This is a genomic window from Cognatishimia sp. F0-27, from assembly GCF_020667845.1.
Taxonomy (GTDB): Bacteria; Pseudomonadota; Alphaproteobacteria; order Rhodobacterales; family Rhodobacteraceae; genus JAFMPQ01.
The window spans coordinates 19,679-34,978 of sequence record NZ_JAFMPQ010000046.1; the positions used below are offsets into that span (position 1 = coordinate 19,679).

Here is a 15,300-nt window from a genome sequence, read left to right on the forward strand (position 1 = left end):
CGGTGGCTCAGCGGCCCGGCTGTGGCAGTGGCGGCACCACCCGGTCGGGGCCTGCCCGCTCCAGCGCCGCGCCCACGGACAGGACGGTCCGGTCCGTGCCTGGAGCCCCGGCAAGCATCACCGCGCAGGGCCGGCCCAGCCCGTCGATGCCCCATGGCAGCGACAGAAGCGGCCCGCCAAACACCGTCCACGGCGTCAGCCAGTCCTGGAACCCGGTTGTGCCGTCCAGAAGCGGGGCGCCCTCCGGCACCGGGAGGGAGAGCAGAAGGTCCGCCGCCCCCGGACCGTCCCAGAACGCCCGCTGTGCCGCTGCGAGCCGGGCCCGCGCCTCGGTGACTTCCGAAGAGTCGATCCCGGCACCTGCTTCGAGCGCGGCGCGAAAACGCGGCTGCAACTGCGCCTTTCGGTCGTCGCGCAACAGGGCGGCATGGGCGGCATGGGCCTCGGCCTGCATCACAATACGATGCGCTTTCACGATGGCGTCCACATCCGCCTCAAGCGGCCCGTCGGCAACCTGCCAGCCTATCAGACGAAGGGCCTCTCCCGCCCCGGCCAAAGCCGCGGCAGGCTCGGCACTGGCACGCCGCCGCCCTTGCCACAGACCGGAACGCAGCAATCCCGGCCCACCGGCGGGTGGCGTCGCCCCCGGCGCGTCGCACATCGCGTCGAACACGGCCCTGGCCACCGCGACCGAACAGGCGATGACACCCACGGTGTCAAAGCTGGGTGCCAGCGGGGTTACCCCTGTGGTCGACACCGCCCCGTGGCTCGGTTTGAACCCGACTGCCCCGCAATAGGCGGCGGGCCGACAGAGCGATCCGGCGGTTTGTGTGCCGAGCGCGGCGTCCAACAGACCGGCCCCCACGGCCGCACCGGACCCGCTGCTCGACCCGCCCGGACTGCGCCGCAGATCATGCGGGTTGCGGCAAGGCGTCGGATCGGTAAAGGCAAACTCTGTCGTGGTCGTCTTTCCGACGATCCAGCCGCCCGCGGCGCGCAACCCGGCCACCGCCGTTGCGTCCCCCCGGGCGGGGGGCGCCGCGGCGCAGGCCGCGCTGCCATTGCGCGTCGGCAGGCCCGCGACGTCGATGATGTCCTTGACGCCCAGGCGCAAGCCCGAAAGCGGCCCGTCCGGGCGAAGGGCGTCAGCATCGCCCAGCGGCGCAAGGCTGGCAAAGGCGTGCAGCACCGCGTTGCCAGCGCGGATCCGCGCCAGCGCCGCGCGCCTGTCTTCCGGCGCAAGGCGTGAGCCTGAAAGGGGCGCTGTGTCAGTCATCGTTCATGGTGTCCGGGTTTCGCGCATCTCGCGGACACGGTGCCGGATCTCGCAGGCCGGGGCCAATGCTGTTTTTGCATCACCGCGATGCATTCAGGGTCACAGCCCGCAAGACGCGCCTACAGGTCGCGCGACGCGGAGGTTGCAGACGCGCCTACAGTTCCCGCGACGCAGACGCTGCGAACCCGGGCCGGCAGGGCCGGTGAGCCTCCCGGTCCAAGCCAAGGCCCGCCACCCCTCCGGTCACGTCACGGGCAGGGGAGGGGGGCACGGTCGCTTTCAGGACAGACAGCCCGTCAGACAATCACGCCCGGGCCGGAGTTCGGCGCATCAGATAGGTGTCCATGATCCAGCCATGCCGCGCGCGTGCCTCCGCCCGTCGGGCCACGATCGCCTCGCTGACATCCGCCAGCGCGCCATGCATCAGGATCTGGTCCGGACTGCCAAGATAGGCCCCCCACCAGATCTCCACCCCCTCCGGATCAAGCGCCAAAAAGGCGCAGCCGCCATCCAGCATCACAACCACGCTGTCCTGTCCCTCGGGCCAGCCCGCGTCACGCAACTGCCGCCCGGTGGTGATCTGGATCGGCCCGTTGATGGCATTGAGCGGGATGGCATGGGCTGCGGTGAGGGCTTGCACGGCGGTGATGCCCGGGATCACCCGAACTCTCGGCGCCGGTGCAAGCCGCCCGGCAATCCGCAGCGTGCTGTCATAGAGCGCCGGATCGCCCCAGACCAGCAACGCAACCGGCCCTTCTGGCGGGGTGTCTTGCAACGCGGCCTGCCAGCGCCGCGCGATCTCGTCGTGCCAGAGATCCACCCGCGTCTGGTATGGCAGGGCGGGGTCGCGCTCGGGATAGGTGAACGGCACCACGCGCGCAGGGCTCCGCGCCGCATCAAGGATCGCATAACGCAGGGCGGCGAGCTCGTCCTTGCCCGCGCCCTTGTGCGGCACAAGCACCACGGCAGCCTCCCGCAAGGCCGCCATGCCTTCAAGGGTCACATGCGCCGGGTTTCCCGTCCCGATACCGACAAGCCACAGGTCTTTGATCATCGTTTCCTTCCGGACCAAGCCATCCCGCACCAAGCCGTCCCGCACCAAGCCATCGCGGCGACACGTCAGGCCCGGATTGCTGCACGCCGCCCGATTGCCGCGCCGGCATGCGCGTGATCAATCCGCCGCACTTGAATCCGTGCCTGTTTCACATGCGCGTCTTCCGGATCCCTGATCCCGGGAAGATGCGCCCTGCCGTGCCCCGCCATGCCTTGCCGTGCATCGCTCCGGCGCCGTGCCGAAGCCGGATCTGCAACCGCGGCGATGCGCCAGGCCGCAACCCGGCTTTGAGCCGCACCACCGCGCCCAGGCAGGCGTCCCGCATCAGCAGGCGTCCCGCATCGCGCCGCATCCTCAGGGCCGCGCCGCCACCGCGGCGGGCGCGCGGCCCAAAGCTGAGACACGGCTTGTAACCGGCCTCGACCCATAAAAAAGGCCCGGGCTCCCTTCGGACCCCGGGCCATCGTCACAACTGCGGATCAGGCCGCGGTATAGAGCCGCTGGGTGAAGAGCCCCGACGCCCGCGCGCCGCGCAGGGCCTTGGCCCCGGCCAGCGCCGCGAGATCGGCAATCGGCTCGATCAGGATGACCAGCATGTAGGCCGCTCCGAAGGTCAGCACGGACTGGAACGCATCCGCGCCGACGCCCTGCCCATAGAACACCCAGAACGCAACCCATGCGACAACGCCGCCCTGATACATCGCGGAAAGCTTGAGCACTTCGGCGTAGTTCAGGTCCACATAGGCCTTGTCCTGCGGGATCACCCGGCCCGCCAGCGCGCTGATCGCAAAGAGCGGCACGAGCAGCGTCGTGGCATTGACAAAGAACATCGGCAGATCGGACGGGGCAAAGAACATGCCCTGAACCAGAAGGCCAAGCGCCAGTCCGAGCGCCGCAGGCGCGGCCCCCATCAGCAGGAACAGCGTGGTGCCGAGAATGAAATGCACCTCCGAGACGCCGGCCGGGAAATGCGGCAGCACTTCAAAGAAGATGAAGGTGCCGATTGTCGCCATGGCCGTGCGTGCCGCGAAAGAGCCGATGTTGGATTTCGCAAGATCGGCCATCGCCAGCTTGGCGGTGTAGCCTGCGGCGCCCGCGGCCGTCGCATAGGCAAAGCCCATTTTCGCGCCGTCGACGATTCCGGGTTCAATATGCATGTCAGTCCCTTCTCATGCGGCTGCCCCTCCGGCAGCGTGTCTCTGCCCGTTCCGGGCTTGATTTCCGTGCAGGCAGGTCTCCTGGCTCACGGGTCTATGCGCCTTGGACCTTCCCAGCCCTTCGGCCAGTGGCGTCTCCGCGGCGCTCTCCGCTCACAGTTGCGGGGGCAGCCCGGGGGTCTCACCCGGTTCCCTTTTCAGCCACCCGAGGGTGACACCATGCCTGTCAACTATCTCAGCCAACGCCCCGCCGCACAAGATGAAATACGACATTCAGCCTTCCGCAAGCGGCCCATAGAGGATCAACGCCGGCTTGTCGCTGATACTTTCGGCCAGTTTCGCACCGAGCGCCGCAACGCTCATGCGGTGCAACTGCTGATCGGGCGTGCTGACCCCTTCTGCGAGAATCGCAGGCGTGGTTTCCGGCAGCCCGCGCGCCACAAGCTGCGCCAACAGCTTGGGGAAGGTGCGCTGGCCCATGAAGACCACGGTCGAGGCGCGCGCATCGGCCAGCGCGTCAAGGTTCATGTCTTCCGGAAGCTGGCCGGAAATGTCATGCCCGGTGACAAACTGCACCCGCCGCGCGGTCAATCGCCGGGTGAGCGGAATGCCCGCCGCGGCCGCCGCCGCGATGGCGGAGGGCACGCCGGGCACGATCTCGTAGGGGATGCCATGCTCGCGCAGCGCGACAAGCTCCTCTTCCAGCCGCCCGAACAGACCGCTGTCGCCGGATTTCAACCGCACGACGCGCCCGCCCTGTTCGGCGTAATCCACCAGCAGACGGCTCACATGGTGCTGCTTGGGTGAGGCGCGTCCGGCGCGTTTGCCGACCCCGATGAGGTCCGCCCCTGCGCGCGCATGGCCCAGGATCGGCCCCGAGGAGAGATCGTCAAACAACACCGCATCGGCGCGCTTCAACCGGTCCACCGCCTTCAGCGTCAGCAATTCCGGATCGCCCGGCCCGGAGCCGACAAAACTGACAAAGCCGCTCATGCCGTCGCTTCCTCCGCGCTGATCAGGTGAAAGAACGTGCCCGTGACATGGCCCCGTACCGATCCGGTTTCCGGCACCGGATTGCCATCCGCATCGGCCACCCGCGCGAGCGGCGCGTCGGGCTGCTCGAGGATCGTCGAATAGTGGAACTCGTGCCCGCGCAGCGCCGCGCCGACGCCGTGACCGGGCAGGGGGGCCGCCAGCACCGCGCGGCGATAGCCGAGGTGAAACTTGCGCTTTTCGTAGCTCGTCACGAGGCCCAGCAGACCGGCCATTTCGTGTCGCACACCGTCCTTGTCGATGAGCGCCGCGCCAAGCGCCATGTAGCCGCCGCACTCCCCATGCACAGGGCGCGTCTGTGCATGGCGGCGCAGCCCATCCATGAAGCGCTCCGACGCCGCCAGCCGACCTGCATGCAGCTCCGGATAGCCGCCCGGCAGCCAGACCAGATCGGCGCTTGCATCGGGCGCCTCGTCGGCAAGCGGCGAAAACGGCAGCACCTCCGCGCCTGCCGCGTGCCAGCCTTCAAGCAGATGCGGATAGGTGAAGGAAAACGCCGCATCGCGCGCGATGGCAATGCGCTGCGCCGGGGGCGGCGGCAGGTCCGCCGCCTGCGCCATCGGGGCTGGTTGCGCCGCCGGGGCCGCTTGCGCCGCGGCCCTGATCGCATCGAGATCCACATGGGCGCGTAGGAAGCCCGCATAGCCCGCGATGGCGGCCTCAAGATCAGGATGCTCCACCGCCTGGATCAACCCCAGATGCCGCTCCGGCAGGGCCAGATCACCCCGGCGCGGCAGCACGCCAAGCACCGGCATCCCGGCGCGCTCCATGCCGAGACGCGCCAGTCTTTCATGGCGCGGCGAGGCGACGCGGTTCAGGATCACGCCCGCAAAGGGCAGATCCGGCGCGTAGCTGCGAAAGCCAAGCGCCGTGGCTGCGGCCGATTGCGCCTGGCCGCTCACATCCACCACCAGAATCACCGGCCAGCCCATGCTCTGCGCGGTCTCCGCGCTGCTTCCAAACCCCTGCTGGCCGCGCGTTGCGACCCCGTCGTAAAGCCCCATGGAGCCTTCCGCGATGCAGATATCGGCCCCCGCCGCCCGCGCGCCGATCGCCTGCCAGAGCCGTGGCCCCATCGCCCAGCCATCGAGGTTGTAGGAGGCCCGCCCGCTTGCCGCCCGGTGAAAGGCGGGGTCGATGTAATCGGGGCCGGACTTGAACGGCTGCACCGCCATGCCATCTTCGGCCAGCGCGCGCAGCAGGCCAAGCATCACCGTGGTCTTGCCAGTTCCGGAGGCCGGCGCCGAGATCATCAGGCCCGGGACCCTCTGCCCGGCGGCCATCTTTTCGGCGGCCATCTCGTCGGTGGCCACTGTCTCGGGGGTCTTCTGGTCCGGCCTGTCACCCATGGGTCGGCTCCTCGCTGTCGGGGGTCCAGCCCTGCCACGGGCTGTCGGCGCTTTGCGGCCGGTATCGCCGGTCGTAATCCGCCGCGTAAAGGCAACTTTCCGCAAACCCCTCTCCCGCCAGGGCCGGGCCCACGAGGATCAGCGCGGTGCGCGTCACCGACCCGTCGAGCTTGTCTGAGATATCGGCCAGCGTGCCCCGGATCAGCCGCTCGTCGGGCCAGCTTGCGCGGTAGGCAATGGCCATCGGGCAGTCCGCGCCGTAATGCGGCGTCAGCGTCTCGGTCACATGCGCGAGGTTCTGGATCGACAGGTGGATGGCCAGTGTTGCCCCCGTGGCGGCAAAGTTCTCCAGCGTCTCACGCTCCGGCATCGACGAGGCCCGCCCCGGCGTCCGCGTCAGCACCACCGATTGCGCCAGCCCCGGCAGCGTCAGCTCCGTGCCCAGCGCCGCAGCGGCCGCGGCAAAAGATGGCACTCCCGGCGTGATCGTGAACGCAATGCCCTCCGCGCGCAACCGGCGCAGCTGCTCGCCCATCGCCGACCAGACCGACAGGTCTCCCGAATGCAGCCGCGCCACGTCTTGGCCCGCCTCATCTGCGGCACGGATTTCCGCGATGATCTGGTCGAGCGACAGCGGCGCGGTGTTCACGATCCGCGCGCCTTCCGGGCAATGGCCAAGCACTGCTTCCGGCACCAGCGATCCCGCATAGAGACAGACCGGGCAGGCGGCAATCAGGTCACGCCCCCGCAGGGTCAGCAGGTCCGGTGCGCCGGGTCCGGCGCCGATGAAATGCACGGTCATGGGTCTGGTCCTTCTGCGAGCGCACATGTGGCCATGCGGTCCGTCGATATCACCCGGGCCGCGATGAGCCGCGCGCCCGGTCCCGCGGCGGCAAGCGCGGCAGCCTCGGCCACCGAACCGGTGCCGCGCCGTTCTGCCACGGTTGGCGACTGGGTTTGTGTGGTCTGCGCCGCAAGATGCGCCGCGTCAATCCCGCGCACCGGGCGCGCAACCGCTTCGCCAAAGGCGCTGAAGGCGGCAAGGCGCGCGCGGTCGTCGGGCGCGGCAAGCAGGTCCACGGCGCGGCCCCGCCGCGCTTGCGCATAGGCATCCTGCAGGCTGTCTACCGTGACCGCGCCGCGCATCCCGAACCCCGCCACGATCACAGCACCGTGCTCCATTGCACGATGGGAAAGCCCGCCTTCCACCCGCGTTTTGGTCCGATCGGCGCTGCCTCCGACACCGCCAGCCGCGTGAGTTGCCCACCCAATCGCGCATGGCTCGCCACAAGCAGGGACACGGTTTCCAGCGTGACCGCATTTGCCACGAGCCGGGTGCCCGGTGCCAGTCGTGCCTCAAGCCAGCCAAGCAGCGCCGCATCGAGGCCGCCGCCGACAAAGACAACATCGGGTCGTTGCACCCCGGCAAGCGCGTCGGGCGCAGCGCCGGTCACAACCGCCAGCCGGTCCACGCCAAGCCGCGCCGCGTTTTCGGCGATCCGGGCGGCGCGGGTGGCGTCGGCTTCGATGGCGGTGGCCTCGACGGTCGGATCGCTGAGCAGCCATTCGATCCCGATCGAGCCCGATCCGCCGCCAATATCCCAAAGATGCTCAAACGGGCGCGGCGCCAGCGTCGAGAGCGTCGCCGCGCGCACAAGCCGCTTGGTGATCTGCCCGTCATGGGCAAACCACGCATCGTCCCGCCCGGTGGCGCAGGGCAGCACCGCGCCGTCGCCCGCCACCTCCAGCGCCACGCAAACCGGGTGCGTGAACGCGGTCGCGCCAGGGGGCGCATCAGCGCGCAACTCCTTTCGCGTTTCGCGCGGTCCGCCCACCGCCTCGAACACCGTCATCCCCGTGGCGCCGAACCCGGTCTCTCGCAGATATCCGGCAAGCTGCGGCACCGCCGCGCCGTCGCGCACCAGCACGATCATCCTTTGGCGCGGCGCCAGCGCCGGGCGCAACCGGCTCAAGGGCGCCGCATGCAGGCCGAAACACCGGGTCGCTTCAAGCCCCCAGCCCATGCGCGCCGCCACCAGAGAGAAGGTCGACCGCCCCGGAAAGGCGCGCCATTCGCCCGGTTCCAGCCCGCGCGCCAGCACCGCCCCCGCGCCAAACCAGAACGGATCGCCCGAGGCCAGCGCCACCACGGGCCGCCCGCGCAACGCCATCAGATCGCGCAGGCCATCGGCAAACGGCACCGGCCAGATCCGCACATCCGCTTCCAGCGGCGGCAGCAGCGCCACGTGCCGCGCCGGGCCCATCACGATCTCCGCCGTGTTCAGCGCGGCAAGGCTTGCGGCGCAGAGCCCATCCGGTCCATCTTCGCCCAGACCGATGATCGTGAGCCACGGAGCGTCAGACATGCCCATGCCCCCGGATGGCCGCCCCAACCTGCTTGTGCTGGGCGGCACCACCGAAGCGCGCCAGCTTGCGCCCATCCTCGCCGACCGAGGGCTCCGCGCCACCATGTCGCTCGCCGGACGGGTCCAGCGCCCCGCGCATCAGGGCCTGCCGACGCGCGTCGGGGGCTTCGGCGGCGTGGCGGGCCTTACAGCCTATCTCACGCAGAACCGCGTCACCCATGTGATCGACGCCACGCACCCCTTCGCCGCGCAGATGAGCCACAACGCGGTGGCCGCCTGCGCGCAAACCGGCGTGCCGCTTGCGGCTCTGACCCGCGCGCCCTGGGGGGCGCAATCGGGCGATGACTGGACCCGTGTGCCCGACATCGCCGGCGCCGTGGCCGCGCTCGACTGCCCGGCGCGGCGCGTCATGCTCGCCGTGGGGCGGATGCATCTCGACGCCTTTACCGCGAACCCGCAGCACCGCTACCTGCTGCGCCTCGTCGACCCACCTGAAAAGCCGCCCGGCTTTCCGCGGCACGACGTGATCGTGGATCGTGGCCCTTTCAAGCTGGACGGCGACACCCGGCTGCTCAGAGACCACCGGATCGACATCATCGTGTCCAAGAATGCCGGCGGCAGCGGTGCGCGCGCCAAGATCGACGCCGCGCGCGCGCTGGGCCTGCCGGTGATCATGATCGACCGTCCCGTCCTGCCGGCCCGAACCGAACTGCACAGCCCGGAAGAGGTGCTTGGCTGGCTGTCTCACGCGGACTCCGGCATCGGCACGGATCTCGGCGTATAGACAATCGGCGCGCCGTCGCGGGCGATGATCCGCGTGGCCGAGGAGCCGACAAGAACCATGGTCCGCATGTCGGCCATGTCCGGCTCACAGTCGGGCAGGGGAACGACCCGGATCTCTTCTTCGGGCGTGCTCACCGCGCGGGCAAAGATCACCGGGCGCGCGTCGCCGCAGACCGCCTTCAAAAGCGTCAGCGTGCGGGCAAAGCCCTCCGGCCGCGACCGGGACCGCGGGTTGTAGAACGCCATCGCAAAATCGGCCTCCGCCGCGAGACGCAAGCGTTTCTCGATCAGTGCCCAAGGCTTGAGGTTGTCGCTGAGATTGATGGCACAGAAATCATGGCCCAGCGGGGCGCCCACCCGCGCGGCCGCGGCCAGCATCGCGGTGATTCCCGGCAGGACACGAATGTCGAGGTCGCGCCAGGCGCTCGGCCCGGCTTCGACCGCCTCGAACACCGCCGATGCCATGGCAAACACACCCGGATCACCCGACGACACAACCACCACCCGCTTGCCCTGCGATGCCATGTCGAGCGCGTGGCGCGACCGGTCGATCTCCACCCGGTTGTCCGACGCATGCAGCGTCAACCCGGGCCGTTCGGCCACCCGCGCCACGTAAGGAATATAGCCCACCACATCGGTGGCCTGGGCCAGTGCCGCGCTCACATCCGGTGTGACAAGCGCCTCCGCGCCCGGCCCCAGTCCGGCAATGATGACCGACCCGCTCATGATCCGGCCCCCCGTTCCGCCTGTGTCATGATCCGCGCTCCCGTTGCATCCGTGTCATGGCCTGCGCCCCTGACCGTGGACCACGATGATCGAGAAATACGGCGTCACCTTGCCCTCCGCCTCCGCGAGGCGCTGCACCGTCTGGTTGGGCATGGAGGCAAATTCGATCAGCCACGCGGCGTCGTATTTTCCCGAGCGCCGCAAGGCGGTGCGCACGCGGTCGATATTGCGTCCGATCTTCATGACAACGATTGCGTCGGCGGCCTCCATGTGGCGCACCAGATCGTCCTCTGGCAATGTGCCCATGAGCACGGAAAGAACATCGTCGCCCCATGTGATCGGCGCGCCGCTGGCGGTCCACGCGGCGGACATGCCGGTGATCGCGGGCAAGACCGTCACCTCCAGATCATCGCAAAGCCGCGTATAGAGATGCATGAAGGAGCCGTAAAAGAACGGATCGCCCTCGCACAAGACGACAACATCCTCCCCCGCCGCCGCGAGCCCGCGCAGATGCGCCGCGCAGTCCTCGTAAAACGCCGACAGGATCTCGTTATAGCGCGGATCGGAAAGCGGGATTTCCGTGGTGACGGGGTATTCCATCGCGAATTCCACCGCCTCGGGATGCAGCATCCCGTCCACGATCCGCCGGGCCTGTCCGGGGCGGCCAGCCTTGCGAAAGAAGGCCACGTGTCGCGCGCCGCGCACCAGCCGGTCGGCGCGCACGGTCATCAGGTCCTGGTCACCGGGGCCAAGTCCGACGCCGAAGATGCGCCCGGTCCTCGCGCCCTTGCGTGCGCGCGTCCCGACATCCGACGCGGCGCGCGCATCCGGGGCAGGCCCCCTGTCTGCCTCTGCGCTGCCGGTGCTCATTCCGCGCGGCTCGCGATGGCATTGATCGCCGCCACGGTGATCGCGCTGCCGCCCAGCCGTCCGGCTACGATGCAGCAGGGCACCGGCTGGTCCGCCCAGAGCGCATCCTTGCTTTCCCGCGCCCCGACAAAGCCGACAGGGCAGCCGATGATCGCAGCCGGTCGCGGGCAGGCCGGATCCTCGAGCATGTTCAGCAGATGAAAGAGCGCCGTCGGCGCATTGCCGATCGCCACCAGCGCGCCCTCCAGCCGTGGCCGCCAAAGCTCAAGCGCCGCCGCCGAGCGCGTGTTGCCCATCTCCGCCGCCAGCGCGCGCACCTCCGGGTCATGCAAGGTGCAGATCACCGGGTTGTCCGCCGGAAGCCGCGCCCGCGTGACCCCTTCGGACACCATGCGGGCATCGCACAGGATCGGCGCCCCGGAGGCCAGCGCATCGCGCGCGGCACGGGCAAATCCCGGTGAAAACCGGATATGCTCTTCGAGACCCACAAGCCCCGCGGCATGGATCATGCGGACGGCAATCGGCTCCTCGTCGGGGTCGAACCGCTCCAGTGCCGCCTCGGCGCGGATCGTCGCAAAGCTCTCCTTGTAGATCGCGGCGCCGTCTTTTTCGTAGGTATAGGGCATTCAGGCAAACTCGGTCAGGTCATGGATCTGGTCGGGGTCCAGGTCTCGGCAGGTCGCCTCATCCCATGGCAAACCCTCCCGGACAAGGTCGAAAGCGCCGCCCCTGCCGACCAAAACGACATCTGCGACACGCGGCCACGCACAGCCTTTGGTGCAGCCCGAAACGTGCAGGCTGCGCCCCGCAAGACGCGGCGCGAGCCGTGTGGCCAATGCGCGGGTCTCGACGCTGGCCTGCGGGCAATAGGGCGCTCCCGGGCAGGCATGGGTGGTCAGGATCGGGTCTTGCGGATCGCTGACGAAGCCCGTCGCCTGCCCGATCGTTGCCCCCTTGAACAACAAGCGCCGGTCGAGCATCAGCCGCAGCGCCTCGGGACGATGGGTCTGGATGGCCGCGGCGAGATCGCCGCTGCGCATGGAGCCAAAGGCGACGCCGAGCACCGTACCAAAGGCGACGCCCGCTGCCGGGCCAAAGGCGCACCGGCCCAGCGCGGTTGGGCCAGGCACCGTCTTGCCACCCCCTGTCTGAAAACGCCGCGCCCCGCCTGGCCCGTCCGCCCGGCCCGGTGCGACAGGACCGCAAGCCGGTTGCAGCGACGCTGCGCCCGACGCAGCCGGGCAGGGGGCCGCGCGCGGGGCAACGCCCTGAAACCGCTCCGGCAATGCGACCCCGCGCAGGTGCCGCGCCATCCGCCCGGCCTCGCGCCCGCCGCTTTGCACAAACCAGCGCGCCAGCGCCGCAAGGTCGGCGACCGCCTGCTCAAGCGTCGTGGCAAAGCCCGTCCCCGCCCCGTCCGCGCGCAGCACAAGCCGCCCGTCCACCGCCCGCTCAAACCGGAAATCCGCAGAGCCGTGACCCAGCATCGGCTGCCCGCCCGTGTCGAGCGCAAAGCCCATCTTCTCCGGCAAGGCCGGCAGGGTGGGCAGTCCCGCGACGAGCGCCTCGTAAAGCGTCGCGGTCGGATCGCCCGTCTGCCAATCCATCGGCATCAGGATGTTGCGCATGCCCTCGACGGCCGGGTCCGCATCGATCACCCCCAGAGCGTCCAGCGCCGCCAGCAACGCGCCGTGCTTATCCGCCGCCACGCCGCGCAGTTGCAGGTTCGCGCGCGACGTGATGTCGAGCGTCCCGTTGCCGAACCGCTCCGCCAATTCGCACAGCCCCAGCGCCTGTTCCGGGCTCAGCTCTGCGCGGAACGGCCTGACCCGGACAACCAGCCCGTCGCCCGACATCATCGGCCGATGCGCCCCCGGACACCACCCCCTGACCAGCGGAACCGCGTCGCTCATGCCGTCTCCCCGCCCGCGCGGGCCTCCTCCAGCGAAGCGCGCACCGAATTGCGCCGCGTCTGCCACAGACCGGCGTCAAGCAGCTCCGCAAACCGCGCCTGCATGGCCGCATGGGCCTGCGCGTTTTCCGCCCGCAGGAAGGCGTCGGTTTCCGGATCACCCAGCGTTGCGGCGTGATACAGATCGAACAGATGCGGCGACACCGCGCCCGCCAGATGCGCAAAGGCCGCCATGTTGTCGAGCGTCGCGGCAATCTCCGCCGCCCCGCGGAACCCGTGTGCCCGCATCCCCGCGATCCAGGCCGGGTTGGCGGCGCGGGCCAGCACCACGCGGGCAATCTCCTCGGGAAGGCTGCGCGCGCGCGGGCGCTCCGGGTCCGTGTTGTCGAGATGATAGAGCGTCGCCGTGCCGCCTGTCACCGCCTTGGCCGCCGCAAATCCCGCCTCATGCGCGGCATAATCCGCGGCCATCAACAGATCGGTCTCCGGCAGATCCTGAAGGTGCACAAAGGCATCCGCCTGCGCGATCCGCTCCGCGATCCCGGCCGCGTCGCGCATCGGTGTCTCGCCGTCCAGAGCCCAGGCCGACGCGTCGAGCCAGGCCTGCCCCGCCGCCGCGCGCCCCTCCGGTCCATAGGCCTCCATGGCCTGCCCCATGCCCAGTCCGAACCGGCCCGGCGCCGGTCCGTAAACCCGCGCCAGCCCGTCCTGTCCCGCATAGGGGTTCCAATCCGCCGCCTCGTCGCGCGCCGCCAGCGCCCGCACCGCCTGACCGTAAAGCGTCGAGAGCGTGGGGAACACGTCGCGGAACAGGCCCGATACCCGCAACGTCACGTCGATGCGCGGCCGCTCCAGCTCCGCGATGGGCAGAACCTCGATCCCCGACACCCGCTCCGATCCCGCATCCCAGACCGGGCGCACGCCCAGAAGATGCAGCGCCATGGCAAATTCCTCGCCCGCGGTGCGCATCGTCGCCGAGCCCCAGAGATCCACGATCAGCCCGCGCGGCCAATCGCCCTCTTCCTGCAAATGCCGCCGCACCAGCTCTTCGGCCAGCACCACACCCTGCGCATGGGCCGCCCGCGTCGGCACGGCCCGCGGATCGGTCGTGAACAGGTTGCGCCCCGTGGGCAGCACGTCGCTGCGCCCGCGATAGGGCGAGCCCGACGGCCCCGCCGCGATCCGCCGCCCGTCCAGCGCGTCGATGAGTGCCTGCCGTTCCGCCGCCGCCGAAACCGATGCGTCAAACGGGCCGTGCGTCGCGGGCGGCTCGCCCCAGACATGCAGCCCCTCGCCGAACTGGCTCTCCTTGATGTCACAGACGAAGCGGTCGATTCGGGTGATCGCCTCCGCGCTGCACCCGGCGCGGTCGAGCCCGAGGTCATCCTCGACCCCGCGCGCCTGCGCCTCGGCCCGGATATCCGCCTGCAACCGGTCCCGCCGGCGTGGGTCAAGGCCGTCGGCATTGGAAAACTCGTCGAGCAGCGCTTCCAGATGGGCCAGATGATCCGGCGTTTCGCTGTCGCGCAGCGGCGGCGGGACATGGCCGAGCGTGACCGCGCCGATCCGCCGTTTGGCCTGCGCCGCCTCGCCGGGGTCGTTCACGATGAACGGGTAGATCACCGGCAGCGCGCCGGTGAGCGCCTCGGGCCAGCACGCCCGCGACAGTGCCACGGATTTGCCCGGCAACCATTCCAGCGTGCCGTGCGCGCCGATATGCACCAGCGCATCCGCCCGGTCCTGAAGCCAGAGGTAAAAGGCCACATAGGCGTGGCGTGGCACCCGCGACAGGTCGTGATAGCTGTCGTCGCGCTGGGCCGGGACACCGCGCTCCGGCTGCAACGCCACCAGCGCATGGCCGAGCGACAGCGCGGCAAAGGCAAACCCGTCGCCATCGCAATCGGGATCGTCCTCCGGTGCGCCCCAGGCGTCCTCAAGGTCGCGCTGCAGTGCCTCCGGCAAGCGGCCCAGCGCGGCGCGATATGCGTCCAGCGACCAGCGCATGCCGCGCGCGAGCAGCCCCGTCGCAAGCTCCGGCTCCGCCTCCCCACAGGCATAGCCCGCTTCGCGCAGATGCCGCAGGATTGCCCGCGCCGAAGCCGGCGCATCGAGCCCGACCGCGTGGCCCATGTTCCAATCCTTGCCCGGATAGGTCGACAGAACCAGCGCCACCCGCCGCGCCGCGACCGGCTTGCGCGCCAGCGCCAGCCAGCCGTCGACCCGCGCTACCACGGCGGCGATGCGCTCCGCATGCGGCGCATGGGCGTAGCGGGAAAATTCAAGATGCGGGTCGCGCGCGCCCGGCTCCTTGAAGGACACCACGCCCCCCATCAGGCGCCCGTCCACCTCCGGCAGCACCACATGCATGGCCAGATCGGTGGGCGACAGACCGCGCTCCGCCCCCTCCCAGGCATCGCGCGTCGCGGTGGACAGCGCCACCTGGAAGACCGGGCATGCGCCCGCATCGAGTGGCGAGCGGCCATCGGCCCCCTTGCCGCTGAACGCGGTGGCATTGACGATGGCATCGGGCGCGAAGGCCTGGACCTGGCGGCGCAGCCAGCCCGCCGCACCGGGCTCCTTGAGCGATGGGGCAAACAACGCCTGGACAACGTGGCCCCGTGCCGTGAAGGCCGCAACCAGCGCCTCGATCGGCGCAAGATCCGCCGCCACCAGATAGGACCGGTAAAAAACAACCAGCACCCGGGCCTTCTTTGGGCTGGAAATATCCCGGGGGGTGCGGGGGGCAGGCCCCCC

Annotated in this window: 14 protein-coding genes and 1 riboswitch; of the genes, 1 reads left to right on the plus strand and 13 read right to left on the minus strand. The window is 69.8% G+C overall.

Features of this window, described 5'->3' with window-relative positions:
• Positions 1–7: 7 nt before the first annotated feature.
• The 8 genes from J1C49_RS19110 to cbiE all read right to left on the minus strand — a co-directional run bounded on the left by J1C49_RS19110 (position 8) and on the right by cbiE (position 8,255).
• On the minus strand, positions 8–1,276 hold the full coding sequence (locus J1C49_RS19110; RefSeq protein ID WP_227447443.1) for an amidase: 1,269 nt from the start codon (positions 1,274–1,276) through the stop codon (positions 8–10).
• Positions 1,277–1,580: 304 nt separating this feature from the next.
• Positions 1,581–2,330, minus strand: a complete 750-nt coding sequence (gene cobF, locus J1C49_RS19115) for a precorrin-6A synthase (deacetylating) (protein ID WP_227447444.1) — start codon at positions 2,328–2,330, stop codon at positions 1,581–1,583.
• A 479-nt stretch (positions 2,331–2,809) separates the two neighbouring features.
• Positions 2,810–3,487 carry an energy-coupling factor ABC transporter permease gene (locus J1C49_RS19120; RefSeq protein ID WP_227447445.1) on the minus strand — a complete coding sequence of 226 codons (678 nt, stop codon included), beginning with the start codon at positions 3,485–3,487 and terminating at the stop codon, positions 2,810–2,812.
• Positions 3,488–3,540: 53 nt separating this feature from the next.
• A riboswitch (cobalamin riboswitch) is annotated at positions 3,541–3,725 on the minus strand.
• A gap of 35 nt (positions 3,726–3,760) precedes the next feature.
• The gene (cobA, locus tag J1C49_RS19125) at positions 3,761–4,480 is read right to left on the minus strand and encodes a uroporphyrinogen-III C-methyltransferase (RefSeq protein ID WP_227447446.1); all 720 of its coding nucleotides are present in this window, start codon (positions 4,478–4,480) and stop codon (positions 3,761–3,763) included.
• Positions 4,477–5,793, minus strand: coding sequence for a cobyrinate a,c-diamide synthase (locus J1C49_RS19130; protein ID WP_227447456.1), 1,317 nt, complete (start codon positions 5,791–5,793; stop codon positions 4,477–4,479). Before J1C49_RS19130 ends, cobA begins: the two co-directional genes overlap by 4 nt.
• Before the next feature lie 88 nt (positions 5,794–5,881).
• Complete coding sequence (gene cobM / locus J1C49_RS19135; RefSeq protein WP_227447447.1) at positions 5,882–6,691, minus strand: precorrin-4 C(11)-methyltransferase; 810 nt, start codon at positions 6,689–6,691, stop codon at positions 5,882–5,884.
• On the minus strand, positions 6,688–7,056 hold the full coding sequence (locus J1C49_RS19140) for a cobalamin biosynthesis protein (RefSeq protein ID WP_227447448.1): 369 nt from the start codon (positions 7,054–7,056) through the stop codon (positions 6,688–6,690). The genes cobM and J1C49_RS19140 overlap by 4 nt, the downstream gene beginning before the upstream one ends.
• Positions 7,053–8,255, minus strand: coding sequence for a precorrin-6y C5,15-methyltransferase (decarboxylating) subunit CbiE (gene cbiE / locus J1C49_RS19145; protein WP_227447449.1), 1,203 nt, complete (start codon positions 8,253–8,255; stop codon positions 7,053–7,055). The genes J1C49_RS19140 and cbiE overlap by 4 nt, the downstream gene beginning before the upstream one ends.
• On the opposite strand from cbiE, the gene J1C49_RS19150 reads away from it, so the two are divergent.
• Positions 8,254–9,039 (plus strand): cobalt-precorrin-6A reductase, encoded by a 786-nt coding sequence (locus J1C49_RS19150; RefSeq protein ID WP_227447450.1) that lies wholly within the window; start codon positions 8,254–8,256, stop codon positions 9,037–9,039. The genes cbiE and J1C49_RS19150 overlap by 2 nt on opposite strands.
• On the opposite strand, the gene cobJ is transcribed toward J1C49_RS19150, so the two are convergent.
• From cobJ to cobN, 5 genes are all read right to left on the minus strand, one after another.
• Positions 9,000–9,764 carry a precorrin-3B C(17)-methyltransferase gene (gene cobJ, locus J1C49_RS19155; protein ID WP_227447451.1) on the minus strand — a complete coding sequence of 255 codons (765 nt, stop codon included), beginning with the start codon at positions 9,762–9,764 and terminating at the stop codon, positions 9,000–9,002. The two genes, J1C49_RS19150 and cobJ, sit on opposite strands and share 40 nt — an antisense overlap.
• Positions 9,765–9,818: 54 nt before the next feature.
• Positions 9,819–10,634 carry a precorrin-2 C(20)-methyltransferase gene (gene cobI / locus J1C49_RS19160; protein ID WP_227447452.1) on the minus strand — a complete coding sequence of 272 codons (816 nt, stop codon included), beginning with the start codon at positions 10,632–10,634 and terminating at the stop codon, positions 9,819–9,821.
• The gene (locus tag J1C49_RS19165) at positions 10,631–11,260 is read right to left on the minus strand and encodes a precorrin-8X methylmutase (RefSeq protein ID WP_227447453.1); all 630 of its coding nucleotides are present in this window, start codon (positions 11,258–11,260) and stop codon (positions 10,631–10,633) included. Before J1C49_RS19165 ends, cobI begins: the two co-directional genes overlap by 4 nt.
• Complete coding sequence (locus J1C49_RS19170; protein ID WP_227447454.1) at positions 11,261–12,547, minus strand: cobalamin biosynthesis protein CobG; 1,287 nt, start codon at positions 12,545–12,547, stop codon at positions 11,261–11,263.
• The coding region (gene cobN / locus J1C49_RS19175) for a cobaltochelatase subunit CobN (RefSeq protein ID WP_227447455.1) at positions 12,544–15,300 on the minus strand (2,757 nt) is incomplete at its 5' end. The genes J1C49_RS19170 and cobN, both read right to left, overlap by 4 nt.

Bases quoted from the DNA above. Each gene is read 5' to 3' on its own strand.
- J1C49_RS19130 (WP_227447456.1), bottom strand. From the start codon at position 5,793: ATGATCTCGGCGCCGGCCTCCGGAACTGGCAAGACCACGGTGATGCTT.
- cobA (WP_227447446.1), bottom strand. From the start codon at position 4,480: ATGAGCGGCTTTGTCAGTTTTGTCGGCTCCGGGCCGGGCGATCCGGAA.
- J1C49_RS19110 (WP_227447443.1), bottom strand. From the start codon at position 1,276: ATGACTGACACAGCGCCCCTTTCAGGCTCACGCCTTGCGCCGGAAGAC.
- J1C49_RS19150 (WP_227447450.1), top strand. From the start codon at position 8,254: ATGCCCATGCCCCCGGATGGCCGCCCCAACCTGCTTGTGCTGGGCGGC.
- cobJ (WP_227447451.1), bottom strand. From the start codon at position 9,764: ATGAGCGGGTCGGTCATCATTGCCGGACTGGGGCCGGGCGCGGAGGCG.
- cbiE (WP_227447449.1), bottom strand. From the start codon at position 8,255: ATGTCTGACGCTCCGTGGCTCACGATCATCGGTCTGGGCGAAGATGGA.
- J1C49_RS19170 (WP_227447454.1), bottom strand. From the start codon at position 12,547: ATGAGCGACGCGGTTCCGCTGGTCAGGGGGTGGTGTCCGGGGGCGCAT.
- cobM (WP_227447447.1), bottom strand. From the start codon at position 6,691: ATGACCGTGCATTTCATCGGCGCCGGACCCGGCGCACCGGACCTGCTG.
- J1C49_RS19120 (WP_227447445.1), bottom strand. From the start codon at position 3,487: ATGCATATTGAACCCGGAATCGTCGACGGCGCGAAAATGGGCTTTGCC.
- J1C49_RS19165 (WP_227447453.1), bottom strand. From the start codon at position 11,260: ATGCCCTATACCTACGAAAAAGACGGCGCCGCGATCTACAAGGAGAGC.
- cobI (WP_227447452.1), bottom strand. From the start codon at position 10,634: ATGAGCACCGGCAGCGCAGAGGCAGACAGGGGGCCTGCCCCGGATGCG.
- cobF (WP_227447444.1), bottom strand. From the start codon at position 2,330: ATGATCAAAGACCTGTGGCTTGTCGGTATCGGGACGGGAAACCCGGCG.